Origin of the sequence: Stenotrophomonas sp. S41, assembly GCF_016624625.1 — a bacterium.
In the GTDB taxonomy this organism is placed as follows: domain Bacteria; phylum Pseudomonadota; class Gammaproteobacteria; order Xanthomonadales; family Xanthomonadaceae; genus Stenotrophomonas.
On sequence record NZ_JACVTV010000009.1, the window covers coordinates 17,367 to 43,587 of the forward strand.

The window sequence follows — 26,221 nt, forward strand, 5'->3', positions numbered from 1 at the left end:
GACTGGATTCATCCGCAGTCGAGCAAGCTCGACTCTACGGCAGGGTCAGATCGATTCGTCTTCACGCTTGACCAGCTGCCAGCACGGCCTGCGGGCGAAGGTGTAGGTCTGCTGGTCGCTGGTGTCGGGGGTGCGCATCTGCACCTGCATCTGGCCATCGGCCAGGGCGGTGACCTGCATTTCGCGGCCGCGGCCCTTCAGCGTGGCCGGATCCGGCATCACCGGCCACTCGACCTCGGCCAGCGCGACGGTGCGCTCAACCGTGGCCGGCTCGGGCTCGGCGCCGGCATCGATGTAGCTGTCCAGCAGCGGATCGGCCGTGGCCGCTTCCTGCAGGGCGATCTCATGGCCGAAGTGCGCGAGGAACTCCGCGAAGACCGGGTGGGGGCATTGCGTGCCGGCGTCTGCGGAGGCCGCAACCGGCGCGGTCGGGGCACTGGCGGTGGCGGCCGTGCTGGTCGGGGCCGGCGCCGCAGCTTCGGCCGGTGCGGCCTGTGGCGCGGGCTTGCAGGCCGACAGCACCAGCCCGAGGGCAAGTGCCACGGCGGCGTAGTGAAGCTGGTTCAAGGGATCCTCCTGATTCCGGGTCGGTCGCGCGGGTGCCTGGCGCGGCAGGCAAGCATAGCCATGGGTGGGTTAACTGCGCTTCCACATCCGTGGTTGGGAACCACCGCAGGCGGCGGGGGTAGACTAGCCCGCTCCCGCCCGACCCTGGTTTCCCATGCGCACCTTCCTGCTGGTCATCGGCCTGCTGCTCTCCCCGTTCTCGACCGCGCTCGCCGCAGGCGTGCAGGTGCGCGAGGGCGACCTGCTGTTCGTCACCGCCGGGCACAGCGGCCTGAGCGCGGCCATCGACGATGCCACCGCCACGCAGGGCGCGACCAGCTTCGACCACGTGGCCCTGGTGGCTGCCGGTGCGCACGGCTGGCAGGTGCTGCATGCCGATGAGAAGGGCTCGCGGCAGCAGACGCTGCTGGACTTCCAGCGCGACGCGCGCGGCAAGCAGCGGCAGATCGTCGTGTACCGGCTGCGTGCGGCGCCGGCCGGTGCGATCGTCGATGCGGTTGCCAAGGCACGCACGATGCTGGGCAAGCCGTACAACACGGCCTACGTGTTGAACGAGGACAGCTACTACTGCTCGGATTTCATCGAGCGTGCCTTCCGCGCGCACCATGTGTTCGCGCTGCAGCCGATGAACTTCCGCAACCCGCAGACCGGGGAGATCTCCCAGCATTGGGTGGATCTGTACCGCGGCATGGGCATGGACGTGCCGCAGGGCCTGCCCGGCACCAACCCCAACGACATGGCCGCCAGCGCGGTGCTGGAACGGGTCGGCGCGCTGTAAACCGGCGTGCGCTGAAAAGCGAAGCCCCGCACGAGGCGGGGCTTCCGTGTTCAGACCTGGGGGGAACCAGGGTCATTCTTCTTCGTCGTGGCTGCCCTGCTGCTGGTTGCGCTTCTGCTGCTGGTCCTGCTGCTGTTGCTGCTGCTGGTCACGACCGCGACCCTGCTGCTGATCCTGCTGGTTCTGCTGACCTTTCTGGTTCTGCTGGTTCTGCTGTGCCATGTCCGTGTCTCCGAAGCCACGCGCGGAATGCGGTGGACGGGGCCATCGTCTGCAGCCGAAGGTTAACCATGCGTTGCAACCCAGCTAGGATGGCGTGCACGCGCCCGCGGAAACACCGCGCGCCCCTTGCCGCACAAGCCCCTGAAGGATTCATGCGGCGTGTGCATGTGCTCATGCCCGCACGGCAACAGCCGCATTCAGCGGCCTTGGCCCGTGTGACGCGCGCATGACGGCCTCATCCCAAGGTCCCATTTGCAGCCGCGCGCGGCACCGCTATGGTCAGGCGGACACCCGCCGGAGACGCGCATGGCCCCGCAGACCGCAGTACGCCCTTCCTACGATGACGCCCGCGACCGCTTCGATATCGCGCAGTGGCAGGCCCGGTTCCAGGGGCGCCTGGACGAGGGCCTCAATGCCTGCGTGGAGTGCTGCGACCGCTACTGCGGAAGTGATCGGCTGGCCCTGCGCTGGATCGACGCACAGGGTGCGCTGCACATGTACACCTTCGATGAGCTGCGCGATGCCGCCGCCCGCGCCGCACAGGTGCTGCGTGCCGCCGGCGTCGGCCCCGGCGATGTGGTGGCCGGCCTGCTGCCGCGCACGCCCGACCTGCTGGCCACCATTCTCGGCACCTGGCGCCTGGGCGCGGTCTACCAGCCGCTGTTCACCGCGTTCGGCCCCAGGGCCATCGAAAGCCGCCTGAAGACCGGTCACACCCGGCTTGTGGTGACCGACAGTGCGCACCGCGGCAAGCTGGACGAACTGGATGCCTGCCCGCAGGTGGCCACCGTGCTGACGCCCGGCCAGGCACTGCGCGACGGTGATATCGACTGGCGTGCTGCCACCGCGGCCGCCGCGCCAACGCTGGAGCCGGTGCTGCTGCGCGGCGATGCACTGATGGCCCTGCTCTCGACCTCCGGCACCACCGGCAGCCCCAAGGGCGTGCCCGTGCCGCTGCGCGCGATGATGGCCTTTGCCAGCTACATGGAACTGGCCGTGGACCTGCGCGCCGAGGACGTGTTCTGGAACATCGCCGATCCCGGCTGGGCCTACGGCCTGTACTACGCGGTGATCGGCCCGCTGATGCTTGGCCATGCCACCACCTTCAGCGAAGCCGGTTTCAGCGTGCACGGCCTGAACACGATCATCAGCCAGCTGGGGGTGACCAACTTGGCCGGTTCGCCGACCGCGTACCGGCAGATCATTGCTGCCGGCCCCGCCGCCAGTGCCGGCATCAAGGGACAGCTGCGCGTGGTCAGCAGCGCGGGCGAACCGCTGAACCCGGAAATCGCACGCTGGTTTGCCGAGCATCTGCAGACCACGGTGCTGGACCACTACGGCCAGACCGAGACCGGCATGGTGGTGAACAACCACCACGCGCTGGCCCACAGCGTGCGTCCCGGGTCGTCGGGCTTTGCGATGCCCGGCTACCGCGTGGCGGTGCTGGACGACCAGGGCAACGAGCTGCCACCGCGCACGCCCGGCATCCTCGCGGTGGACCTGAAGCAGTCACCGATCATGTGGTTCACCGGCTACTACCAGGCGGAGACGCCGGCCATCGCCGACGGCTACTACCGCACCGGCGATTCGGTGGAATGCGAGGACGACGGTTCGATCAGCTTCATCGGCCGCTCCGACGACCTCATCACTTCATCCGGCTACCGCATCGGCCCGTTCGATGTGGAGAGCGCGCTGATGGAGCATCCCTCGGTGGCCGAAGCTGCGGTGATCGGCGTGCCCGATCCGGAGCGGACCGAGATCGTCAAAGCCTTCGTGATCCTGCGTGATGGGTTTGAAGGCAGCGACGCGCTGGCGCACGAACTGCAGCAGCACGTGCGCCATCGGCTGTCCGCGCATGCCTACCCGCGCCAGGTGGAGTTCGTGGTGGCGGTGCCGAAGACGCCCAGCGGCAAGGTGCAGCGGTTTTTGCTGCGCAAGGCGGAGATCGAGAAGCAGGCGGCGGGTTGAGGGTTTCCGGTCGTAGAGTCGAGCTTGCTCGACTGCTTTGGCGTGGCCGCGCGAAGCAGTCGAGCAAGCTCGACTCTACAGGGCGATCCCCTACGGCATCACCGGCGGCACATAGGTCAGGGTCATGCCCAGCAGCCACAGCAGGCCCAGCACCAGCGGGATATGCACCAGCAGCTGGATGAAGGTGAAGCCGACGATGTCGCGGGCCTTCAGCCCCAGCACGCCGAGCAGCGGCAGCATCCAGAACGGGTTGATCAGGTTCGGCAGCGCCTCGGCCGCGTTGTAGACCTGCACCGCCCAGCCCAGGTGCGCCTTCAGTTCGTTGGCGGCCTGCATCACGTACGGCGCTTCGATGATCCATTTGCCGCCACCGGACGGCACGAAGAAGCCCAGCACCGCCGAGTAGACGCCCATCACCAGGGCGAAGGTATCGGTGCTGGCCACGTGCACGAACAGGCTGGACAGGCGATGCGCCAGGGTCTGCCCGTCGCCGCCGGCGGCATGGGTGAGGATCATCGCGATGCCGCCGTACAGCGGGAACTGGATCAGCACGCCGGTGGTGCTGGGCACCGCCTTGGCCACCGCGTTGAGGAAGCTGCGCGGACGCCAGTGCAGCAGCAGGCCCAGCGAGATGAACAGGAAGTTGTAGGTGTTGAGGTTGGCGATGGCGGTGACCACCGGCTTGTTGGCGAACTCATTGAACAGCCAGCCGAACGCCAGCAGCGAGAGCAGCACGGTCAGCAGCGGGCTGTATTCCAGCCATTCACCCGGGCGCGTGCGCTGCTGCAGCGGTTCGGGCTCGGCCTGTGCGGCGCCGGGGAAATCCTCGGCGGTGCGTGCACTGCCCGCCGCCGGCGCGGTCAGCCAGGCAATCAGCAGCGACACCAGGATCAGCACTGCGGTCAGCGCGATCGACTGCCACAGGAAGATGGTTTCGGTGAAGGGCAGCACGCCGGTGATTTCCACCAGGCCGGGCGGCATGCTGGCCGGGTTGGCCTGCAGCTGCGCGGCCGAGGAGCTCAGGCCCATCGCCCACACCGCACCCAGGCCCAGGTAGGCCGAGGCACCGGCAGCGCGGTAATCCATGCGCAGCCCGGTGCGGCGGGCAAGCGCGCGCACCAGCAGGCCGCCGAACACCAGCGAGAAGCCCCAGCTGAGCAGCGAGGCCAGCATGCTGACCAGGCCGACGTAGACCACGGCGCCGCGGCCGGTGCGCGGCACCCGCGCGAGGAAATCGATGAAGCGCGCCACCACCGGCGCGGTGGCCAGCGCATAGCCGCCGATGACCACGAAGGCCATCTGCATGGTGAAGGGGATCAGGCTCCAGAAGCCGTCGCCGAAGGCGCTGGCCGTGGCCTGCGGGGTCGAGCCGAAGCCCATCGCCGCCACCGCGACGATGACCACGCCCAGCACCGCGAACACGTACGCGTCGGGGAACCACTTTTCCGCCCAGGCGGCCGAGCGCAGCGCTGCGCGCGCCATCCAGCCGTCCTGCACTGCTGCCGTTGCTGACGAGGCCATCGCCTACCCTCCCAGGTTCGATGGACCGATTCTGGGCGGTAGGGTGCGGGCTGTCAGCCACCTATTGGTCGTAGAGTCGAGCTTGCTCGACTGCTTTGGCTTGGCCACGTGGATCAGTCGAGCAAGCTCGACTCTACCGGCAATGCGGGATGGGGTCAGAGCCCTTTCCCGGCGGAAAAGGGATCCGACCCCGGTCGATCAGCGCAGCGCCAGGTCCACCGCGATGCCGGCAAACAGCGCCGCGCCCACCCAGTTGTTGTGCAGGAAGGCCTTGAAGCACGGGCCGCGCTCGCGGTTGCGGCAGATCCAGAACTCGTACACCACCAGCACCGCTGCCACGGCCACGCCGGCCAGGTAGTACCCGCCCAGCCCGCCGCGCACGCCCACCAGGGCCATCGTGGCCAGGAACAGCGCGTACAGCACGCCCTGGATGACCAGGTCCAGCTCGCCAAACAGGATGGCGGTGGAATGCGAGCCCATCTTCAGGTCGTCCTCGCGGTCGACCATGGCGTACCAGGTGTCATACGCGGTGGACCACAGGATGTTGCCGGCATACAGCAGCCAGGCCAGCATCGGCACCTCGCCCTGCACGGCGGCGAAGGCCATCGGGATGCCCCAGCCGAAGGACATGCCCAGGTAGACCTGCGGCAGGTGGGTGTAGCGCTTCAGGTAGGGGTAGCTGGCGGCCAGGAACACGCCGATGAAGCTCAGGCCGATGGTCAGCCAGTTCAGTGTCAGGACCAGGCCGAAGGCCACCAGCATCAGCACGGCGAACAGCGCCAGCGCCGCGCGGCCACTGATCGCGCCGGTCGCCAGCGGCCGCGACCTGGTGCGTTCCACGTGCGGGTCCAGCCAGCGGTCGGCGTAATCGTTGATGACACAGCCTGCCGAGCGGGTGAGCCAGACGCCGGCGGTGAACACGAACAGCGTCCACAGCGGCGGCAGGCCACCGGTGGCCAGCCACAGCGCCCACCAGGTGGGCCAGAGCAGCAGCAGGGTGCCGATCGGGCGATCGGCACGCATCAGGGACCAGTAATGACGCCAGCGCGGCGTCGGCGCCGGATGCGGCGCGGAAAGGGGGGTGTCAGCCATGGCGATAGGATACTCCTGCGCTGGAGTTGCAGCGCTGCGACCCGGGCAGTTCAGGTCCGTGTAGTAGTATTGCGCCCCCCCACCCGGGCCCTTCCAGCCGGGTCGGTCTCCCCCAAGACTTCGCTGGCTGCAAAAGGAATTCAGATGAAGATTGCCGTCGTCGGCACCGGCTATGTCGGCCTCTCCAATGCCGTTCTGCTTGCGCAGAACCATGAGGTGGTCGCGCTCGACATCGACGCGGACCGCGTCCAGCTCCTCAATTCCCGCAAGGCGCCGATCGAAGATCGTGAGATCGAGGAGTATCTGGCGCAGCGGTCCCTGAATCTCCGGGCGACGCTGGATCCGAAGGATGCCTACGCTGGCGCCGCGTTCGTGATCATCGCCACGCCCACGGATTACGATCCGCAGACCAATTATTTCAATACCGGGTCGGTGGAGTCGGTTGTCCGCGATGTCGTGGCCATCAATCCCGACGCGGTGATGATCATCAAGTCCACCATCCCGGTGGGCTGCACGGATGAGCTTCGCGAACGCTTCGGCACCGGCAACATCATCTTCTCGCCCGAGTTCCTGCGCGAAGGCAAGGCGCTGTACGACAACCTGCACCCCAGCCGCATCATCGTGGGCGAACGTTCGGAGCGCGCCGAGACGTTTGCCGCACTGCTGCAGGAAGGCGCGGTGAGCAAGAACGTGCCGACGCTGTTCACCGATTCCACCGAGGCCGAGGCGATCAAGCTGTTCGCCAATACCTACCTGGCCATGCGCGTTGCCTACTTCAACGAGCTGGACACCTACGCCGCCTCGCATGGGCTGGACACGCGCCAGATCATCGATGGCGTGAGCCTGGATCCGCGCATCGGCAGCCATTACAACAACCCGTCGTTCGGCTATGGCGGTTACTGCTTGCCGAAGGACACGAAGCAGTTGCTGGCCAACTACAGCGATGTGCCGCAGAACCTGATCCACGCCATTGTGGAAGCCAACCGCACCCGCAAGGATTTCATCGCCGATGAGGTAATCAGGCGTTCGCCCAAGGTGGTCGGCATCTATCGCCTGGTGATGAAATCCGGCTCGGACAACTTCCGCGCCTCGGCCATCCAGGGCGTGATGAAGCGCATCAAGGCCAAGGGTATTGAAGTGGTCGTCCACGAGCCGGTCCTGCAGGTTCCGCACTTCTATAATTCCCGGGTCATTAATGACCTGGAGCGTTTCAAGGCAGAGTGCGACGTGATCCTGGCCAACCGTCTGTCGCCGGAGATTTCGGACGTCTCAGACAAGGTCTACACCCGGGATCTGTTCGGAAACGATTGATTTCAGGACATTGGGCCGTCGGCGCCCCCGCCCCTGGCAGGCCCGCCCCGGCCGCCAGGGCAGATTTTTCCCGCGGAGTTCGATAGAATCCCCCGCTACCGCCGGGAAACCGGTAGTGTCAGTACCACGCGCTCGTAGCTCAGCCGGATAGAGTAGTGGCTTCCGAAGCCATTGGTCGGGGGTTCGAATCCCTCCGGGCGCGCCATCTTTTCCTGCCTTCGCCAGCAACTTCTGGCGCCGTCTTCCGGCAGGAGCTCCCAACACCACCGTCGGCATCAGTCCCAGTCACATCACTGGCCGCGCGCGCGTGGGTCCACGTCTGGTCGGTGGGCGCCGGGAACGAACGGCAGTGAACGATGCATGCAGCCCTGCTGATCGCGCACCACGATGGACAAAGCCTGCCCCTCATGCACCGCGCCGGGCAGGAAGGCACCCTCGCCGTGGTACAGGAACGTCTCCACCTCGCCAGGGGCGACCACCAGATGCGCCGTGGACGGCGCGTACTCTTCCAGGTTGATGTTGAAACGACGCCAGTCCTGCTCGGCCGCATCGCGAATCCAGATGGTTGCGGCATTTCCGTGGACCTCTCGGTCGACGCTGAACAGCGGCAGCCGAAGCGGCCTGCCGCCGCGCTGGATGATCTGGAAGCGGCCCAGGGTCACGCCGCTTTCGGTGGCGTTCCCAACGTAGGTGATCGTCGCCTCGGGGCACTGCACGGCAACGGTCGGCTGCGATGCACACGCGCAAAGGCTTGCGGACAGGAGCAGAACGGCCAGCCGGATCATGGACGGGAATCCGGCCGGGCGAACCGGTGCTCATGGCGCCCGGCGCGCACTCTGGCGGGAAAGACTGCCTCACGCTTTGTCATGAAGCGCTCCTGCTCTGCTCGGGCGCTGCGGTGCCGTCCGGGGATGGCCTGCCCGGCCTGCGCACGTAGCTGCGGTTGGGATCCAGCATGGCACGGACGATCGGGCTGCGCGCATGCCTCGATGCAATTGTCCCGGCGGGAGAGCTGGGCTCGACGCCCCTCGGCCAGCGGCAGCGGTCATCGCCAGTCAGCGGCCCGCAAGGCCCTCGAGCCGCTCATTCCACGATAGCCTTGCGGCTGCGCTGCCCGAACACGGCTGCGTGCCAGTAGCTCTGGCGTCGCCTGAACCAGCGTGCGAAGCGCCGCTCGTCAAACACCTGCAACTGCCGCATGTCCACCTGATAGCGATGGAACAGCGCCAGCAGCTCCGTCAGCGCCTCGTCATCCACCCGCTGGCGATCCACCTGGATGTGGATGATCCGCCCCCGCCCTGTGACGTCAACCACGCAGGGCAGCTGCTGCAGCCACGCGAAGAAGCTCGCCTCATCCTGCCTGGAGTAGAACACCACGCTGTCGGCCTGGAGTTCCACCACGTTCCGTCCTTCCACTATCACTTTCCGTCTCCTGTCTCTCAGGGTGCTGCGGCAAACCCGTGCAGCGCCCGCACCCCGGCATCCTTCTCAACCAGATGCATGGTGAACAACTGCGTCGCATCCCGCGACCAACTCCCCTCCAGCCAGCGCCACGTCGCCGCATCCACCCGCGGCAGCTTCCGCTCCAGGTAGTAGACCCGGCTGCCATCGCCTGAAAAGTACCCGCCCAGCAGCCGCCAGCGTGCGCGATCCACGCCGGGCAGTGGCTTCCCGTCGCAGTAGACGTTGCTGTCATCGAAGGCGTACAGCGGCTCCTGTGGCACGCCCTGCAGCAGGTCCCCACGCAGGCAGTGCTTCATCCGCCGGCCGCCGTACCAGCCCCCCTCGCTATCGGCACCATAGCCGCCGCCGAGATCACGGAACGTCGTGCACTCCGCCCCGGACAGCGCCTTCAGCGAAGTCTCGTACTCGAAGTAGACGGCGTGGTCATCCAACCAGTACGCGCCGCACTGGCGGAAGCTGTCACGATCAATGGCCGGCAGGCGGCTCCACGCGTGGTAGACCGCATGTGCATCGCGACTGATGAAGTGGTGCGCCGGCATGAACTCGAAACTGGCCGCGTCGGCCTTGCGCAGCAGCCGTCCCTGGTGGAAGACCTGGCCGTCGTGGACGCGCCAGTACTCGATGCCATATGGACCGATGAAGCGCTGGTCCGGCAGGTCGATGATCTTCTGCCATGCCATGGGTTGGGGTTCCGCCGGTGGGTGGGCCGTAGTGTAGTGCAGGCAGAAACAGCAACGCCGGGCATGGCCCGGCGCTACCGTCAGATCAGGGGGCGGATCAGTACTTGCCGTCGAACGCGAAGATTGGCTTGCGCTGCTTCCACGCACCGGCGGTGAAATCCGGGAATTCCAGCGTCTGGAAGCTGTTGGCGATCGACTGCTCGGACAGCGGCGTGATCGCGCTCCAGGTCACCGCGTCATAGATGTCGATCGGCATCGGTGCCTTGGCCTTCAGCGCTTCCACGAAGGCGTGGATGACGAACCAGTCCATGCCACCGTGGCCGGCGCTGGCGGCAGTATCGGCGTTCTGCTTCCACAGCGGGTGTTCGTACTGGTCCTGGTAGGTCTTGAACTCTTCCCACTGGTGCGGCGGGCTGCGGCCTTCGATGTGGATCGAATGGTTCACGTCCATCCACAGGCCCTTGGTGCCCTGCACGCGGAAGCCCAGCGAGTACGGGCGCGGCAGCGAGGTGTCGTGCTGCAGGATGATGGTCTCGCCGTTCTCGCAGGCCAGGGTGGTGGTGACGATGTCGCCCAGCTTGAACTTCACCTTGGTGCTGGGGTGGGTGGTGCCGCCACTCTTGGCCACCGTGTACTCGTGCAGGCCACGCGCCTTGCTGGCGAACGCGTTGATGTGGGTGAAGCGATTGCCGCGGTTGATGCCGGTGTACATCGCGCACGGGCCGATGCCGTGGCTGGGGTACAGCTCGCCATTGCGCTGCACCGAATGCTCGGTGCGCCAGCGCGCTTCGCTCCAGCCCTTGGGGCCGAATTCCACGCCGCTGTCGTAGGGCTGGTTGGGGTCACCGGAATTGAACTTCACCCCGCGCAGGTCGTGCTGGTAGCCCGCCTGCAGGTGCACCAGTTCGCCGAACAAGCCTTGCCGCACCATCTGCAGCGCGGCCATCACATCGCGGCGGTAGCAGACGTTTTCCAGCAGCATGTACGGCGTGCGCGTTTCCAGCTGGGTCTTCAGCACATCCCAGTGATCCTGCAGGGTGATGCCGGCCACCACTTCGCAGCCGACGGCCACGCCGGCCTGCATCGCGGCAATCGCCATCGGCGCGTGGTACTGCCACGGCGTGGCGATGATCACGCCATCGATGCCCTTCTGTTCCAGCAGGCGCTTCCACGCGTTGATATCGCGGTCCTGGCCGTAGGCTTTCGGCGCGGGCTTGCCGGCCTTGGTCACCATCTCCACGCCACGGCCGAGCATGATCGGCTCGATGTCGCACAGCGCGACCACCTCCACATCGTCCCGGCGCACCAGCTCCTTCAGCAGCACCAGGCCACGCATGCCGGTACCGATCATGGCCAGGCGCACCTTGCGCCCTGCCGCCCAGGCGGGCGTCTGCGGCAGCAGGCTGCTGGCGGCGACGGCGGCACTGGCCGCGATGAACTCCCTACGCTTCATGGCAAACACTCTCCTCTTGAAGGTGCGCCGGCCACGACCGGCGCACCAGGGTCACACGAACGGAATCACTTGAACCGGTAGCCCACGGTCACACTGTAGCCGCGGCCGAAGATGGTGGCGTAATCGCTGGAATCGCCGAGGAAGCTGTTCGGATCGTAGAACGGCAGGCGATCGAACAGGTTCTTGACGGTGAAGCTGAGGTTCCAGGCATCATCCGGGCGCCAGGTGACGCTCAGGTTGGCAGTCCACCACGACGGTGCGCCATCGCACTTGCTGGCTTCCAGGGCCAGAAAACCGGCGGTGCAGGTCTCCTTGTTGTTGTCCACTTCGTCCACGCGGTCGCGCGCCCACTTGGTGCCGCCCACGTAGTTGACGAACATGCTGGTGGTCACCTGCTTGTAGGTCCAGTCGGCGTTGAGCGTGGCGCGCAGGCGCGGGTTGTTGTAGTAGCCCACCACGTCGCCGTAGTACCAGCCGCTTTCGTCATCCATGTAGTAGCGGTTGCGGTTGGCGATGGTGGCGGCCAGGCCGACGTTCAGCCCGCCCCATTCACCCAGCGAGAAGCGGCTGCGTGCATCGATGTCGAAGCCGTCGACCAGGGTCTTGCCGCGGTTCTTGTACTGGCCCACCACGCTGGCCACGTTGCCCACGCTGTAGCCGGGCAGCACGGCCGGGCAGCTCACGCCGCTGGCCGGGTCGGCACACATCGCCGCCAGCTGGGCCAGGTTGGCGCGGTCGGCATCGGTGATCGGCGAGCGCGAGGAGGAGATGATGTCGGTGTCGCGGCTGAAGTCCGGCGCGACGATCTCGTTGTTGCGGTAGATGAACCAGTAATCCGCCGACACCGACAGCCAGCTCGCCGGCTCGTAGACGAAGCCCAGGGTGGCGATCTTGGCCTTCTCCGGCTTCAGGTCCTGGTTGGGCTGGGTCATGCGGGCGACGGTGCGGCTGCAGTCGACGTTGGCCAGGCTCTTGCCCAGGTCCACGTCGCCGGCACGCTGCGACTGCCGCAGCAGGTCGGCGATGGCGTTGGTCTCGGCGCAGCGCACCTCATCGCGGTAGCCGCCCAGCTGGGCGAACACACCACCGCTGCCCGACTCGGCCAGGCTGGGCGCGCGGAACCCGGTGGAATAGGTACCGCGCAGCATCAGCTGGTCGAAGGCCTGGTACTTGAAGCCGATCTTCGGTGCGACATTGGCGCTGAAGTTCGGGTACTTGTCCACGCGCACCGCCGCGTCCAGCTCCAGCTTGTCGGTGATCGGCGCCACCGTTTCGGCGAACAGCGCGTAAGTGTTGCGCGCGCCGTCGAACCACGAGCCACCCTGCTGGGTGATCAGGCCGGCGGCGGCATCGGCATTGCCCGGCGTGTAGAAGGTTTCGCGGCTGGCGTTGAAGCCAAAGGCCGCGCGCATCTCACCGGCGGGCAGCTGGAACAGCGGGCCTTCGATCTTGCCGTCCAGGGTATGCAGGCGCGTCCAGGACTGGATGTCGAAGGTCGGGAAGGCTTCACGGATCAGCGCGGCGTTGGCCTCGCTGATCTCGCCGAACGTGTAGGCCGGGTGGTCGGAAATGATGACCCGGCCGGTACCCGGGTCGATCGAGTACGGACCGAACGCCTTCTCGAAGCCCTTCAGGTTGACGTTGATGGTCTGGTAGGTGGTGGAGTGCGAACCTGCCGTGGCGAACGCGGTTTCCCAGTTCCAGTCGCCGACGTTGCCGCGCGCGCCGGTCACCACGCGGTAGCTCTGGTCGGTGTTGCGCTGGCCGAAGTAGTTCGGCCCGGCATCCTGCAGCAGGTACTGCAGGCCCACCACGCCGCCCATCAGCGCCTTCAACTCTGGGCTGGCGTGGTTGTACTCGTTGTTCGGGCCCAGGTACGGGTACAGGAACTGGTTGACCGAGGTACCGGTATCGCGTGAGAACCAGCTGCTGGGGTTGCCGGTGGTAGTGCTGTAGGTGCGCGGCGTGCCGCCGTTGGCGCGCAGGTCGATGTCGGTGTACGTGGCCTCGGCGAAGATCTCGGTGTTGTCGCCCACCAGGAAGGTGCCGTTGAGGTAGGCGGTATTGCGCTCGGACTTGGCGCCGGCGTCGATCTCGTTGTTCATCCATGTTTCCCAGACGCAGCTGGGGCCGGCAGCCTGGCCCTGCAGCACGTTCTGGCAGCCCGGTGCGGCTTCCTGCACGCGGCGGCCGGTCACCGGATCGAAGGCGAAGTAGGTGCCCGGATTGAACTGGCCCGGCTTGCTGCCCACGCCCAGGCGCAGGCCGCTGAGGTAATTGGGGTTGTTGACGTAGTACTGGCTGGGGCGCTTGTCGTAGAAATCGCTGAGCGGAATCGCATCGCGGCGGTACATGTTCACCGCGCCGTAGACGTTGAAGCGGTTCTCGGTCAGATCGCCGAAGCCGGCGGTGATGCTGGCCTGGCGCTCGCCGTAGGAATCGATGCGCGAGGAGGTGTCGTTGGTGAAGTTGATTTCAGCGCCCTGGAAATTGCGCTTGGTGATCACGTTGATGACGCCGGCCACTGCATCGGTGCCGTACACCGCCGAGGCGCCGTCGGTCAGCACTTCCATGCGTTCGATGGCCGCGGCCGGGATCGCATCGATGTTGACGAACTGGGTCTGGAAGCCTGCCGGTGCGCCGTAGTACGACAGGCGGCGGCCGTTCAACAGCACCAGCGTGCCCTGCGCGCCCAGCCCACGCAGGTTGGCCTGCGAGGCGCCGTCCGAGCCGGTGAACAGCGAACGCGAATCCTGCTGCGCGGGTCGCGCGGCCGGCAGGTTGTCCAGCACCTGCAGCAGCGTGCGCGCACCCATGTTCTGGATGTCCTGCTTGCTGATCACCTGCACCGGCGATGCGGTTTCAACGTCGGTGCGGCGGATGTTGGAACCGGTGACCTCGATGCGGGCCAGGTCGGTGGCGTTGTCCTTGCTGTCCTGGGCGGCAGCAGGCAGGGCGATCGACAGCAGCACGCCGGCGATGGCCAGCGACAGCGGGGCGAAGGAACGACAGGGCGGACGGGGGTGGCGTGCGGGCAACATCGGGGTTCTCTCCTGGCAGGGGTGCGCGGCGGGTGGGCGGCGCGAAAGCGATTGGCGGGCAAAACGCTCCCGGGCCACGGCTCTGGAGCCGTAGTCGGAATGGGCGGGGGAGGAGCGGTGTTACGTGGGGGTCATGGGGCGACGATGCTGGCGGAGTCGCCCTCCTGGCCGATCAGCACGGCGTTGGCCCAGTTGGCGCAGACCTGGGCGGGTTGGCTGCCCTGCGCACCCAGCGTGCGCAGGCTCAGGGTGGAAAGACCACGGATGTCCAGCTCGGGCTTGACCACGCCGGGTGCCTTCACCAGGCCGCTGTCGTACAGCAGGCGGCCATCGCCCCAGACCTGGAACTGCAGGCCCCCGGCGGTGCGGCAGGCATCGTCGATGCCGAGATCGGCGCGCAGCAGGTTCCAGCCGCCTTGCAGGCGCAGGTCGATGCGGCTGTTGCCCCCGACGCCCAGGCCACGGCGGAACTGCAGGCCGTTCATGCGCAGGCCGGCGTCGCCACGGAAGGACTGGTCGGCGCGGACCTGGCTGGCCAGCGCGGCCGGCACCGGCAGCTCGGAGAGATACTGCTGCCGGGCCGGTCGCTCCGGTTCCTGGTGTTCGAGGATGTGGAAGGTGGACAGCGCGATCGGGCCGACATCGCGCGGCTGCAATGCATCGAAGGCGCGGGCGCTGCCCTGCGCGGCGGTGACCATCGGATCGGTGCTGCTGGCGCCGTCACCTTCGGGGTTCTGCACGCTCAGCACGCGGAAGCGCAGCAGGCGGCCGGCATGCGCGGGGAAGTCGATGCGCTGCACGCCCTCCTTCAACTGCAGGCGGCCACGCGCGATGGGCTCGCCCCACTCGCCATTGCTGTCGCCCAGGTAGACCTCGTAGTCGCGGACCTGGCCGTGCTTCCAGTTCTTGTCGTTGCGCGGCGCGATCTCGATGCCGTCGATCATCTTCCGCTCGCCGAAGCCGACCACCCACTCATGCGCACCGGTACGCACGGCCTGGTTGCGCACGCTGCGGAACCAGGTGCTGGGATCATCATCGAAGGCATTTTCCAGCGCGTGGCCCGGTTCTTCGGCCGGGCGGTTGACCACCAGCAGGCTGTCGGCCGGCAGTTCGCGGCCCAGCACCGGTGCGGCCGGGAAGGCATCATCGGCGGCTGCGGCAGCGACCGCGAAGTCCAGCTGCAGCTGCAGCGGCTGGCGGATGTCCTGCGTGGCCGTGCGCACATGCAGCGTGCCGCGGCGATCCTTGGCATCGAAGTACCAGCCTTCGCTGGCGTTGTTGAACGCGGCCGCATCGGCCAGCGCCGGCAGCGCGCGGCCACCGGCCTGCACAGCGCGCGGCGCCTGGCGGCTGAGCACGCGCAGGCCGTAGCGGCGCTGTGCCAGCTGGCCGTTGTAGCTGCCCTGCACCGCGTCGATCTGCACCTGCACCGGGCCACTGCCCTGCGCCGGGGCCTGCACGCGCACCACCTGCGTGCTGGATTCGCCCTTCTGGTAGCGGCGCGTCGTGCCGTCATCTTCGTACAGCGTGTACTGCGCATCGCCCTGCGGGTACAGGTCGAACGTCACTTCATCGAGCGGCTTTTCACCATCGAACAGCATCGACGGGTACATCGGCAGGATGGCACCGGCACGCACGAACACCGGCAGCGTGGCCAGGTCCACCTGGCGGTCGAGCTGGCGGCCCTCGGTACCGGCCTGCACGCGGCGGCCATCCCAGTAGTCGATCCATCCACCGGCCGGCAGATGGATGTCGCGGCGCCAGCCACGGCTGGCCGCCTGGCTGCGGTACACCGGCGCCACCAGCAGGTCGCGGCCGAGCAGGAACTGGTACTTGTAGGTTTCATCCTGCGCATGCGGGTCGCGCGGGTTGTCCCACATCAGGCCTCGCACCGGCGGCGCGCCGGTCTGCGCGGCCTCGTGCACCAGCCCGTACATGTACGGGGTCAGGCGCATCTTCAACTTCAGGTAATCGCGGTTGATGCTGCGGTAGGGCTCGTCGAACCACCACGGATGCTTGCGTGCGTTCGACGACCAGCCGCTCATGCCCATCAGTACGGGGGTGAACGCCTTCCACTGCAGGTCGCGGGTGAAGGTTTCGGCGCTGCCGCCGAAGATCGCATCGACGTCGCCGCTGGCGTAGGCCATGCCGGACAGGCCCGAACCGATCAGGGTCGGCACGTGCCAGCGGATGTAGTCCCAGCTGCTGCTCTGGTCGCCGGTCCACGCCACGGCGTAGCGCTGGATGCCGGCCCAGCCCATCACCGTCCACAGGAACGGGCGCGAATCGGAATTATCGAGAATGCCGTTGAACGCCTGGCGGTTGGCATCCATCGCGAACTGGTAGCCCTTGCCGGTCCAGGCCACGTCCAGCTTCTGCACGCGGGTACCGGCCTTGCCCACTTCCCAGGCAATCTTGTCGACGCCGTTCTCGGTCCACAGGCCGGTGCGGAAGCCATGTTTCGCCAGCCCCTGCACGGTCTCCGGCAGCTTCTGGTAGCCGCAGCCGTAGCCGTCGTTGGGCAGGATCCAGCCACCGGGCATGTCATGTTCGCGGTACTGCTTGGCCACGCTGTCGATCACATCCGGCGTGGTGCCGGTCGGGCCGTCGCTCCAGCCTTCGGGCACGGTGCCGGGCTTTTTGCTGTTGTCGGCGTCGTTGTAGCAGTCGGCATCGCCGTAGGAGAGCGCCCAGCGCGCAACCATGTTCGGGCGGCCGGTGAGCTGGGTGTAGCGTTCGATCAGCTTCGGCAGGTCGGCGCCGACGAAGTAGTAGGCATCGAAGCGGTCTTCGCGGTGCAGCAGGGTGGCCTGGTCGGCCTGGCGCAGGTCGTAGCTGCCATCGCTCCAGGTGTTGCGCAGCATGCCCCAGCCACGGCTGCTGAGCAGCATCGGCGCCGGGCTCGGGCGATCACCTTCTTCCCAGCCGCCGGAGTAGGACACTTCCAGTTCGCGACCCTTGAACTGGAAACGGCCGTTCTGCTGGCCACCACCGAAATAGCCTTCATCGGCCTGCGAAGAGAGCACCTGCACGCTCTGCGTGGCATCCAGGTCCAGCGGCTGCAGTTCCTGCCACAGCGCGGTCGGCTGGCCGTTGTCCAGGCGTTCCAGGCGCAGGCGCAGCGGTTGCCGCTGTACATGCAGCACCAGCGCACCGGTACGCACACGGATTTCCTGCGCGTCTTCCTCCAGCTGCACCTTTACGTTCGCCTTGGGCTGCGGCAGCACGATCGGTGCAGCCTTGTCGCCGGCGCCGGTCAGCGTGCCCTTGCGGCCGGCCTGCACGCGGATGATGTCCGCGGCCGGCAGTTCGATGCGGATGCGCGCGCCGCTGTCGGTCTGCAGATCCCAGCCGTGCACGCCGTCACGGCTGTCACTGGCGCTGACCGAACGCAGGTTGCCGACCGGCTCGGCCTGGGCCGATGTCGCTGCCAGCATCAATGCCGGCAGCAGGGCCAGCAACAGCGGCGAGCGACGAATGCGGTTCTCCACACGAACTCCCAACCCGTTCACCGGGCGTTTCGAAAGCAGTTGCGGCCGACTCTAGGGCAGTGATTCGAAAGATGTCAATAAACTGAAAGGAAAAAGGAAGATATATTTGATAGAAACGAAAGTTGTTGCGCCGCAATACTTTGTGTAAGCGCTTGCAACCCCCTGTTAAGCATTGTGCGATACGGCATCCGGCCGATTCTTGCGTTTCGCGATCGACCCCGTTCCGAGCAAGTTACGCCAGCCCATTTCTTTCTTTTTGCTTTCGATGTTTGACATTTCGAAAGAAAACACTGATGGTGCGCTGGCCCAACTGGAACCTCCGAATGGACGTCACCCTGCTTTCCGATGTGTCCGCCTGGCAGCGCCGCGGCGGAGCCGATACCGCTACCGAAATCGCCCAGCAGCCGGCGCTGTGGGAAGCCCTTGCGCAGGACCTGTCGCGTGCCCGCGACCGCCTGCAGGCCTTCCTCGGCGACAGCCTCAACGATCCCAACCAGCGCGTGCTGTTCACTGGCGCCGGCAGCTCCGGCTTCATCGCCGAGATGGTGGCCGATGCGATCAACGCGCAGTGGCCGGCCGAGGTGCGCGTGGTGCATACCACCAGCCTGCTGACCCACCCGGCGCTGTACCTGCAGCGCGACCGCCCCACCCTGCTGGTGTCGTTCGGCCGCAGCGGTTCCAGCCCGGAAAGCGTGGCCGCGGTCGACCGCGTGCGCAGTGACGTGGCCGATGCCCGCTTCCTCGACATCACCTGCAACGCCGATGGCGAACTGGCCCGCCGCGGCGCCGGCCGCAGCGATACCTGCACCCTGCTGATGCCCTCGGCCAGCTGCGATCGTGCATTCGCCATGACCAGCAGCCTGACCTGCATGCTGCTGGCCGCGCTGACCGTGTTCGATCGCTCGCCGTGGGAGGCACGCGTCGCGCGCCTGAAGCAGATCGCCGCGCTCGGCCGCGAAGGCCTGGCGCAGTGGGATGCACCGGTCGCGGCACTGGCGCAGCGCCCGTTCAACCGGGTGATCTACCTGGCCAGCGGTCCGCTGGAAGCGCTGGCCCGCGAGTGCGCGCTGAAGGTGCTGGAGCTGACCGCCGGCCGCGTGCTGGCGCTTGCGAACACTCCGCTCGGCTTCCGCCACGGCCCCAAGTCCACGCTGGATGGCGACACCCTGGTGGTGGTGCTGCGCAGCGTGCAGCCGCTGGCGCGCCGCTACGAACAGGACCTGCTGGAAGAACTGCGCCGCGACGGCGTGGCCGGCCAGGTGCTGGCGATCGGCCCGCATGCGGATATCGGCGCGGACGACGAGTACACGCTGACCGTGCCGGCACTGGACGACCCGTGGCTGGCGCCGGTGTGGCTGGGCTTTGCACAGCTGTTCGCGCTGCAGCGCTCGGCCGCGCTGGGCCTGACCCCGGACAATCCGTTCCCGGACGGCACCGTCAACCGCGTCGTCCAGGGCGTCACCATCCACCATGGCTGAGCTGATCGCCCACGCCTGCTACGGCATCGACATCGGCGGCACCAAGATCGAGCTGGTGGCGTGCGATGCGGCGATGCAGGTTACCTGGCGCCGCCGCGTGGCCACGCCGCAGGGCGACTACGCCGGCTTCCTGCAGGCGGTAGTCGCGCTGGTAGCCGAGGCCGATGCCACGCTGGGGCGCAGTGACACCGCCATCGGCATCGCCCTGCCCGGCGTGCGCGACCGCCGCAGTGGCCGCCAGCTCAGCGCGAATGTGCCGGCGCTGACCGGCCAATGCGTGGCGCAGGACCTGCAGGCACGCCTGCAGCGTCCGCTGCACTTCGGCAACGACCTGCAGTGCTTCGCGTTGTCCGAGGCGCACGGTGGTGCCGCCGACGGCTACCCCAGCATGTTCGGCGCCATCCTCGGCACCGGTGCCGGTGGTGGCTTCTGCCTGCAGGGCCGCCTGCTGACCGGCTTCAACGGCCTGGCCGGCGAGTGGGGCCACTGGAGCGTGCCCGGCCACCTGCTGCAGCGCCACGGCCTGCCGCTGCTGGACTGCGGCTGCGGCCTGCAGGGCTGCGTGGAGCGCTACGTGTCGGGCAGCGGCGTGGCGATGATCGAGCGCCATCTCGGCGGCAACGCGCGCGATGCCAGCGCAGTGATCACCCTGGCCGAGGCCGGCGATGTGCGTGCCCGGCAGGCGCTGGACATCCACCGCGACCTGCTCGGCCACAGCCTGGCCGCACTGGTGCTGGCGCTGGACCCGCACGTCATCGTGCTCGGTGGCGGCCTTTCGCAGTACGCGCCGCTGTACCAGCTGCTGCCTGCCGCCGTTGCCGCACATCTGTTCAACGGCGCGCAGGTGCCCCCCATCGTGCCGCCGCGCTTCGGCGATGCCGGCGGTGCACGCGGTGCCGCCCTGCTCGCCTGCCAACCCTCGTTTTCCTGATCGACCGGAGCCTGACCATGTCCCCGCTGCAGACCCTGCTTGCTTCCCACCGCGCCGGTGCCAACGTCGGCCTGTACAGCGTCTGCTGCAGCAACGAACAGGTGCTGCGCGCAGCCATGCACGTGGCGCTGGCGCACGGCACCGTGCTGTTGATCGAGGCGACCTCCAACCAGGTCGACCAGTTCGGTGGCTACACCGGCATGACGCCGCCGCAGTACCGCGACTACGTCGGCGCGCTGGCCGATGAAGAGGGTTTCCCGCGCGAACGTCTGATCCTCGGTGGTGACCACCTGGGCCCGAATGCCTGGCAGAAGCGTCCGGCCGCCGAAGCGATGACCCACGCGCGCGTGCTGATCGAGGCCTACGTGGCCGCCGGCTTCCACAAGATCCACCTGGACTGCAGCATGTCCTGCGCCGATGACCCGGTGCCGCTGCCCGATGCCATCGTCGCCGCGCGTTCCTCCGAACTGGCCGAGATCGCCGAGCGCACCGCTGCCGAACACGGCCTGCCGCCGCCGGTCTACGTCATCGGCACCGAAGTGCCGGTGCCCGGTGGCGAAGCCTCGCTGGCCGGTGGCCTGCAGGTGACCACCCCGGCCGCTGCCGCGCAGACCCTGGCCATCCACCAGCAGGCCTTCGACACGCCGCAGCTGCGCGATGCCTGGCAGCGCGTGATCGCCATGGTGGTGCAGCCGGGCGTGGATTTCGACCACAGCAGCGTGCACGAGTACGACCCGGCGGCCGCCAATGCGCTCGCGGATTTCCTCGAACAGCAGCCGCGCATCGTGTTCGAAGCGCATTCCACTGATTACCAGCGTGAGAGCGGCCTGCACGCACTGGTGCGCGACCACTTCGCCATCCTCAAGGTGGGTCCGGCGGCGACCTTCGCCTACCGCGAGGCGCTCTTCGCGCTGGCCGCCATCGAGGCCGAGCTGCTGCCGGAAGCGCAGTGTTCGCGCCTGCCGCAGGTGCTGGATGAGGTGATGCAGGCGCAGCCGAAGTACTGGCAGCCGTACTACCAGGGCGACGAGGCCGAGCTGCGCCTGCTGCGCCGCTTCTCCTTCAGCGACCGCTGCCGCTACTACTGGGGCGAACCGGCATTGCTGCAGGCGGTGCAGACCCTGTTCGCCAACCTGGAACGGCAGGCGCCGCCGCTGGTACTGCTCAGCCAGCATCTGCCCGAACAGTACCGCGCCGTGCGCGAAGGTGCCCTGGCCAATACCCCCAGCGCGCTGGTGCAGCACCGCATCGGCCAGTGCCTGGGCGAATACGCCCGCGCCTGCAGCGCCAACCAGGCCGGCAGCCGCAAGCAGAACGCAAGTTCTGCTGCCTCCGTTCTTGCGAACGGCTAATCTCTACCTTTCCTGACGAAACCGAGAGATGGCCATGCGCAACACCCGCTCCCGCCGGCAACAGATCCTGCAGCTGCTGATCGAGCATGGCTCGGTGCAGGTGGCCGATCTGGTCGAGCGCTTCGGCGTGTCGGCGGTGACCATCCGTGCCGATCTCACCCATTTCGAGTCGCAGGGCCTGGCCACGCGCACCCATGGTGGCGCCACCCTGGTGCGCACGCCGCCGCAGGAACAGGACATCCACGAAAAGGATGCGCTGAACCTGCCGCTGAAGGAATCCATCGGCACCGCCGCGGCGCGGCTGGTACAGGCCGGCGACAACATCATCATCGACTCCGGCTCGACCACGATGACCCTGGCCCGCCACCTGCGCGGCCACCGCGACGTGACGGTGATGACCAACGGCCTGAACATCGCCTGGGAACTGGCCAACGCGCCGGGCATCACCGTGCTGCTGACCGGCGGCCTGCTGCGCCAGCAGTCGCTCTCGCTGCAAGGCAGCCAGGCCGAAGCCAGCCTCAATTCCTACAGCTTCGACACCCTGTTCCTGGGCGTGGACGGGCTCGACCTGCAGTTCGGCCTGACCACCCACGATGAAGCCGAAGCCCGCCTCAACCACCGTATGGTCGAGCGCGCGCGCCGCATCGTGGTGCTCACCGACGCCTCCAAGTTCGGCCGCGTCAGCCTGCACCGCATCGCGCTGCTGGACCAGATCCACGCCATCATCACCGATGCCGGCATCGACGATGCCACCCGCGAGGGGCTGCAGCGGCTGGGCATCGAAGTGATCATCGCCGAGACACCGCCATGACCGACACCCGCCGCCTGCACGGCCGCATCCTCACCCCGTTGGGCTGGCGCCGTGGCCACGTCCACTTCGATTCGCACATCCGCCAGCTGCAGGTCGATGACCACAGCGGCGCCGATGACCTGCAGCTGCCGGTGATCCTCCCCGGCTTCATCGACCTGCACGTGCACGGCGCGGCCGGCGTGGACCTGATGCAGGGTGGCGACGTGGCCCGCACCATCGCCCGCACCCACCTGCGCTTCGGCACCACCACCCTGCTGGCGACCACCATGACCGCCGGCCTGGACGAGATCGAGCATGCCCTGCAGGGCGTGGCCGCGACGATGGCATCCCCCGATGCCGAGGCGGCCAGCATCGCCGGCGTGCACCTGGAAGGCCCCTTCATCAGCCCGCAGCGGCTGGGCGCGCAGCCCAACCGCACGATCGAGGCGACGCTGGCACTGGTGCAGCAGCTGCATGCGCTGGCACCGATCCGGGTGATGACCCTGGCGCCGGAAATCGGCGAGCACACCGCGCTGATTCCCGCGCTGGCGGCGATGGGCATCCGCGTGCAGCTGGGCCACAGCGCCGGCACCTACGAGGAAGGCGTCGCCGCGCTGCAGGCCGGTGCTTCGGGCTTCACCCATCTGTTCAACGGCATGACCGGCGTCGACCACTACCGCCCGGGCATTGCCGCCGCCGCGCTGGCACATGCGCAGTACGCCGAGATCATTCCCGACCTGCAGCACATCCACCCCGGCGTGATCCGGCTGGCCGCGCGCGCGATCCCGCGCCTGTACGCGGTGACCGACGCCACGGCCGCCACTGGCATGCCCGATGGGGAATACGCGCTGGGCGAACAGCGCGTGCACAAGTGCGGCGGCTGCGTGCGCCTGGCCACCGGCTCGCTGGCCGGCAGTGCGCTGACCATGGACCAGGCACTGCGCAACCTGGTGCAGGTGGGCCTGGACCTGGCCGATGCCTCGCAGCGTGTTTCCACCTTCCCTGCCGCCTACCTGGGCCTGGACGATCGCGGCCGCATCGCGCCCGACGCCCGTGCCGACCTGGTGGTGCTGGACGCCGGACTGCGCTTGCAGCAGGTGGTGGTGGGTGGGCATGTCGTCGATCTGAACGCTGCACACGCCTGATGCACGCCGTGCGGCGGGAACGCCGCATTGAAACGTCGCCGGGCATGGCCTGGCGCTACCTGGAAACCTGTCGATGACTGCACGCACCGCCCCGCGCTGGCCCGTACGCTACCTGCTGTTCATCGGCGGCCTCGGCGGCCTGCTGTACGGCATCGACATCGGCATCATCGCCGGTGCCCTGCCCTACCTCGAGGCGACTGCCAGCCACGCCTGGCAGCTCAGCAGCCAGCAGCTCGGTTTCGTCGTCGCCGCGGTGCTGCTGGGCAGCGTGCTGTCCTCGCTGTTCGCCGGCATGGTGGCCGACCTGATCGGCCGCCGCGGCGCGATGCTGCTGGCCGGCCTGCTGTTCACCGCGTCCATCCCGATCATGGCGCTGGCCTCGGGCTACACGCCGCTGCTGCTCGGCCGCCTGCTGCAGGGGGTCAGTGGCGGGCTGATCGGCGTGGTGGTGCCGCTGTACCTGGCCGAAGTGCTCAGCCCCGAGCGGCGCGGGCGTGGCGCCGCCATGTTCCAGCTGCTGCTGACCATCGGCCTGGTGCTGGCCGCACTCATCGGCCTGTACCAGGCGCACGCCGTGGACGCCGCCGCCGAGGCCGTGCGTTCGCTGCCGCTGGCGCAGCAGGCCCAGGAACTGTTCGTGGTGAAGGACCACGCCTGGCGCACCATCTTCTGGAGCTGCCTGGCACCGGGCCTACTGTTCTGTGCCGGCATCTTCTGGCTGTCCGAATCACCGCGCTGGCTGGTCCGCCGGGGTCGCGTGGAGGATGCGCGCCGCAGCCTGCAGCGCGTACTGCCCGCTGCCGACGTGGAGGCCACGCTGGCGCAGATCCAGGCACCGGAATCGAGCAGCAGCGACGGTCGCCGCGATCCGCTGCTCAGCCGCCGCTATGTGGTGCCGTTCCTGCTGGCCTGCGTGGTGCTGGCCTGCACCCAGGCCACCGGCATCAACTCGGTGCTGGCCTACGCGGTCAACATCCTCAACCAGGCCGGCCTGTCCGGCTCGGTGGCCAACGGCGCCGACGTGGCGATCAAGCTGCTCAACGCGGTGATGACCGTGGTCGCCCTGTTGCTGGTCGACCGCAAGGGCCGCAAGTTCCTGCTGATGCTGGGCAGCGGTGGCATCTGCGTGGCCCTGCTGGCCGCCGCAACGCTGTTCTTCCAGGCCGAGCGCGGCCGCGCCGATGTGCAGCCGCAGCTGCAGGCCGCAGTGAGTGGTGACGGTCTGCAGCTGGTGCTGGATGACGCGCAGTGGCAGCGGCTGGCGGGCAGCACCGACAGCGAGGGCCGGCCGCTGCAGCTGACCGTGTCCTATGCCTATGGTGATTTCACCAACGTGCGCGCCCTGCGCAGCGACAACCTGGGTGACCGCGAACTGCGCATCGAACGTGCCGGTACGGTGCAGCCGGACAGCGTCATCGGCGCCTTCTTCCGCCACCTGCACCTGAACCCCTTCGCCGACCCGGCCAGCGCCGCACAGGCACCGCTGCGCATCGAACAGGCGCGCATCGGTCCCGTGCCGCCGCCAGCCCATGGCTGGGCGGTGGCCGCGTGCATCCTGGTGTTCGTGGCGTTCTTCGCGGTCGGCCCCGGTGTCTGCGTGTGGCTGGCGCTGTCGGAGCTGATGCCCAACCGCATCCGCTCCAATGGCATGAGCATCGCGCTGCTGATCAACCAGTTCGTGTCCACCACCATCGCCGCGCTGTTCCTGCCCACCGTCGGCCACTACGGCTACGCCAGCATGTTCCTGTTCTGGGCCGGCTGCACGTTCGTGTTCTTCCTGCTGGCCGCGCTGTGGCTGCCGGAAACCAAGGGCAAGTCGCTGGAAGAGATCGAAGCGCGGTTTGCCCGGTAGCGGTGGAACTCAGCGCAAGGGCTGGGGACCGCCGTCGGTGATGTGACGGACCATGGCCTGCACCTCATCCGCCGTCATGACCATTCCGGCGATCTGCATGTCTTCAGCGAACGGACCGTACACCGTGGCCACGGTCAGCACCCGCTGGTCCACGGTCACCGCCATCTGTTGACCGACCGCCGCCTCGGTGGCTGCCAGCAGGCGATCCTTTGTTTCCTCGCGCATGCGGAACCTCATCGCAGGCTGCCCGGCCGTATCCTTGACGATGCGCACATCGATGATGTCCGCGCTGGTGACCAAGGGAGGCTCCTTCAGCGCCAGCTGTCGACCCTGGTAGTGGTAGGTGCCCTGCTGCTGTGGATCCACCAGGCGCATCTGCACCTGCACGCCCGCATGCGGTGCCCGCGGCTTGTGCGGGATATCGCAGCCTGCGAGTGTCATCACAGCAAGCCACGCCATGACGCCAACCTCCAGCCGCCATCGAGCGCCTGCACCTGCCCTCATCGCAACTTCCTCAGCTTTACTGCCACAACAATCTGCAGTATGCCGTAGAGCAGGCTGCCAATGCCGATCCACAACGTGGTGATGGCGACGCCGGCCAGCGGGTTGGCCGCAAACAGCAGGCCCAGCACGATGGCCAGCACGCCGCTGAGGATCAGCAGCCATTCGCCCTGGATGTGCCTGCGCACGCGCACGGCGAACACGATGCGGTAGATGCCCGCCACCAGCAGCCAGGCGGCCAGCAGCAGCACCAGCACACTGGCGGTGGCCAGCGGGTTGATCACCGCCAGCGTGCCGAAGCCCAGCGACGCCACCGCGTACAGCAGCAGCCAGCCACGTGGCGCGCCGTTGCCGCCGGTGATCAGCGCGAGCAGGCTGATGACCCCTTCAACAATGGCCATCAGGCCCAATGCCCAGGCCAGCGCGGTGGCTGCGGCCATCGGCCAGCCGATCGCAGTGATACCGAAGCCCAGCGCGACCACGCCATACAGCAGCAGGATCGACCAGCTGCGGCCGATGGCCGACAACAACGGCGACGGGGAAGATTCGGGAGACAGCATGACCACTCCTTCGATCAGGTTCCG

General features: G+C 67.6%; 21 protein-coding genes and 1 tRNA gene. 10 read left to right on the forward strand and 12 right to left on the reverse strand.

Annotation, left to right across the window (positions count from 1 at the left end; genetic code table 11):
* Positions 1-45: 45 nt before the first annotated feature.
* On the reverse strand, positions 46-567 hold the full coding sequence (locus IAE56_RS03670) for a hypothetical protein (RefSeq protein ID WP_200751503.1): 522 nt from the start codon (positions 565-567) through the stop codon (positions 46-48).
* 154 nt (positions 568-721) lie between these two features.
* On the opposite strand from IAE56_RS03670, the gene IAE56_RS03675 reads away from it, so the two are divergent.
* Entirely contained in the window at positions 722-1,345 is a 624-nt protein-coding gene (locus IAE56_RS03675; RefSeq protein WP_200751504.1) for a YiiX/YebB-like N1pC/P60 family cysteine hydrolase, read from the forward strand.
* 72 nt (positions 1,346-1,417) lie between these two features.
* On the opposite strand, the gene IAE56_RS03680 is transcribed toward IAE56_RS03675, so the two are convergent.
* The gene (locus IAE56_RS03680; protein ID WP_200751505.1) at positions 1,418-1,567 is read right to left on the reverse strand and encodes a hypothetical protein; all 150 of its coding nucleotides are present in this window, start codon (positions 1,565-1,567) and stop codon (positions 1,418-1,420) included.
* A gap of 306 nt (positions 1,568-1,873) precedes the next feature.
* Here IAE56_RS03680 and IAE56_RS03685 point away from each other — a divergent pair, with 306 nt between their 5' ends.
* Entirely contained in the window at positions 1,874-3,535 is a 1,662-nt protein-coding gene (locus IAE56_RS03685) for an AMP-binding protein (RefSeq protein ID WP_200751506.1), read from the forward strand.
* Positions 3,536-3,625: 90 nt separating this feature from the next.
* On the opposite strand, the gene IAE56_RS03690 is transcribed toward IAE56_RS03685, so the two are convergent.
* Positions 3,626-5,017: a TIGR00366 family protein gene (locus IAE56_RS03690; protein ID WP_200751542.1), complete on the reverse strand. Its 1,392-nt coding sequence runs from the start codon at positions 5,015-5,017 to the stop codon at positions 3,626-3,628.
* A 237-nt stretch (positions 5,018-5,254) separates the two neighbouring features.
* Positions 5,255-6,148 carry a 4-hydroxybenzoate octaprenyltransferase gene (ubiA, locus tag IAE56_RS03695; RefSeq protein WP_116862506.1) on the reverse strand — a complete coding sequence of 298 codons (894 nt, stop codon included), beginning with the start codon at positions 6,146-6,148 and terminating at the stop codon, positions 5,255-5,257.
* Between the two features lie 144 nt (positions 6,149-6,292).
* On the opposite strand from ubiA, the gene IAE56_RS03700 reads away from it, so the two are divergent.
* Positions 6,293-7,459 (forward strand): nucleotide sugar dehydrogenase, encoded by a 1,167-nt coding sequence (locus tag IAE56_RS03700; protein ID WP_200751543.1) that lies wholly within the window; start codon positions 6,293-6,295, stop codon positions 7,457-7,459.
* A gap of 128 nt (positions 7,460-7,587) precedes the next feature.
* Positions 7,588-7,664: transfer RNA gene (locus IAE56_RS03705), tRNA-Arg, on the forward strand.
* Between the two features lie 85 nt (positions 7,665-7,749).
* Here the strand turns inward: IAE56_RS03705 and IAE56_RS03710 are convergent.
* The 6 genes from IAE56_RS03710 to IAE56_RS03735 form a co-directional block, all read right to left on the reverse strand.
* Positions 7,750-8,244, reverse strand: a complete 495-nt coding sequence (locus tag IAE56_RS03710; protein ID WP_200751507.1) for an adhesin — start codon at positions 8,242-8,244, stop codon at positions 7,750-7,752.
* A gap of 298 nt (positions 8,245-8,542) precedes the next feature.
* Positions 8,543-8,860, reverse strand: a complete 318-nt coding sequence (locus IAE56_RS03715; RefSeq protein ID WP_200751508.1) for a hypothetical protein — start codon at positions 8,858-8,860, stop codon at positions 8,543-8,545.
* A 38-nt stretch (positions 8,861-8,898) separates the two neighbouring features.
* On the reverse strand, positions 8,899-9,603 hold the full coding sequence (locus tag IAE56_RS03720) for a DKNYY domain-containing protein (protein ID WP_200751509.1): 705 nt from the start codon (positions 9,601-9,603) through the stop codon (positions 8,899-8,901).
* Between the two features lie 97 nt (positions 9,604-9,700).
* Positions 9,701-11,056, reverse strand: a complete 1,356-nt coding sequence (locus IAE56_RS03725; protein WP_200751510.1) for a Gfo/Idh/MocA family oxidoreductase — start codon at positions 11,054-11,056, stop codon at positions 9,701-9,703.
* 65 nt (positions 11,057-11,121) lie between these two features.
* A complete protein-coding gene (locus tag IAE56_RS03730) occupies positions 11,122-14,097 on the reverse strand; it encodes a TonB-dependent receptor (RefSeq protein WP_200751511.1) in 2,976 nt (991 codons plus the stop codon).
* 131 nt (positions 14,098-14,228) lie between these two features.
* The gene (locus tag IAE56_RS03735; RefSeq protein ID WP_200751512.1) at positions 14,229-17,588 is read right to left on the reverse strand and encodes a TIM-barrel domain-containing protein; all 3,360 of its coding nucleotides are present in this window, start codon (positions 17,586-17,588) and stop codon (positions 14,229-14,231) included.
* 323 nt (positions 17,589-17,911) lie between these two features.
* Between IAE56_RS03735 and IAE56_RS03740 the strand changes: the two genes are divergently transcribed.
* From IAE56_RS03740 to IAE56_RS03765, 6 genes are all read left to right on the forward strand, one after another.
* Positions 17,912-19,066 (forward strand): SIS domain-containing protein, encoded by a 1,155-nt coding sequence (locus tag IAE56_RS03740; RefSeq protein ID WP_200751513.1) that lies wholly within the window; start codon positions 17,912-17,914, stop codon positions 19,064-19,066.
* Entirely contained in the window at positions 19,059-19,997 is a 939-nt protein-coding gene (locus IAE56_RS03745) for an ROK family protein (RefSeq protein WP_200751514.1), read from the forward strand. Before IAE56_RS03740 ends, IAE56_RS03745 begins: the two co-directional genes overlap by 8 nt.
* A gap of 17 nt (positions 19,998-20,014) precedes the next feature.
* A complete protein-coding gene (locus tag IAE56_RS03750; protein WP_200751515.1) occupies positions 20,015-21,349 on the forward strand; it encodes a D-tagatose-bisphosphate aldolase, class II, non-catalytic subunit in 1,335 nt (444 codons plus the stop codon).
* 34 nt (positions 21,350-21,383) lie between these two features.
* The gene (locus IAE56_RS03755) at positions 21,384-22,160 is read left to right on the forward strand and encodes a DeoR family transcriptional regulator (protein WP_108770774.1); all 777 of its coding nucleotides are present in this window, start codon (positions 21,384-21,386) and stop codon (positions 22,158-22,160) included.
* On the forward strand, positions 22,157-23,284 hold the full coding sequence (gene nagA, locus IAE56_RS03760) for an N-acetylglucosamine-6-phosphate deacetylase (RefSeq protein WP_200751516.1): 1,128 nt from the start codon (positions 22,157-22,159) through the stop codon (positions 23,282-23,284). Before IAE56_RS03755 ends, nagA begins: the two co-directional genes overlap by 4 nt.
* Positions 23,285-23,357: 73 nt before the next feature.
* The gene (locus IAE56_RS03765) at positions 23,358-25,136 is read left to right on the forward strand and encodes an MFS transporter (protein WP_200751517.1); all 1,779 of its coding nucleotides are present in this window, start codon (positions 23,358-23,360) and stop codon (positions 25,134-25,136) included.
* Between the two features lie 9 nt (positions 25,137-25,145).
* Here IAE56_RS03765 and IAE56_RS03770 read toward each other — a convergent pair whose 3' ends face one another.
* On the reverse strand, positions 25,146-25,595 hold the full coding sequence (locus tag IAE56_RS03770; RefSeq protein ID WP_234455862.1) for a hypothetical protein: 450 nt from the start codon (positions 25,593-25,595) through the stop codon (positions 25,146-25,148).
* 41 nt (positions 25,596-25,636) lie between these two features.
* Entirely contained in the window at positions 25,637-26,197 is a 561-nt protein-coding gene (locus IAE56_RS03775; protein ID WP_200751519.1) for a DUF308 domain-containing protein, read from the reverse strand.
* Between the last annotated feature and the right edge of the window lie 24 nt (positions 26,198-26,221).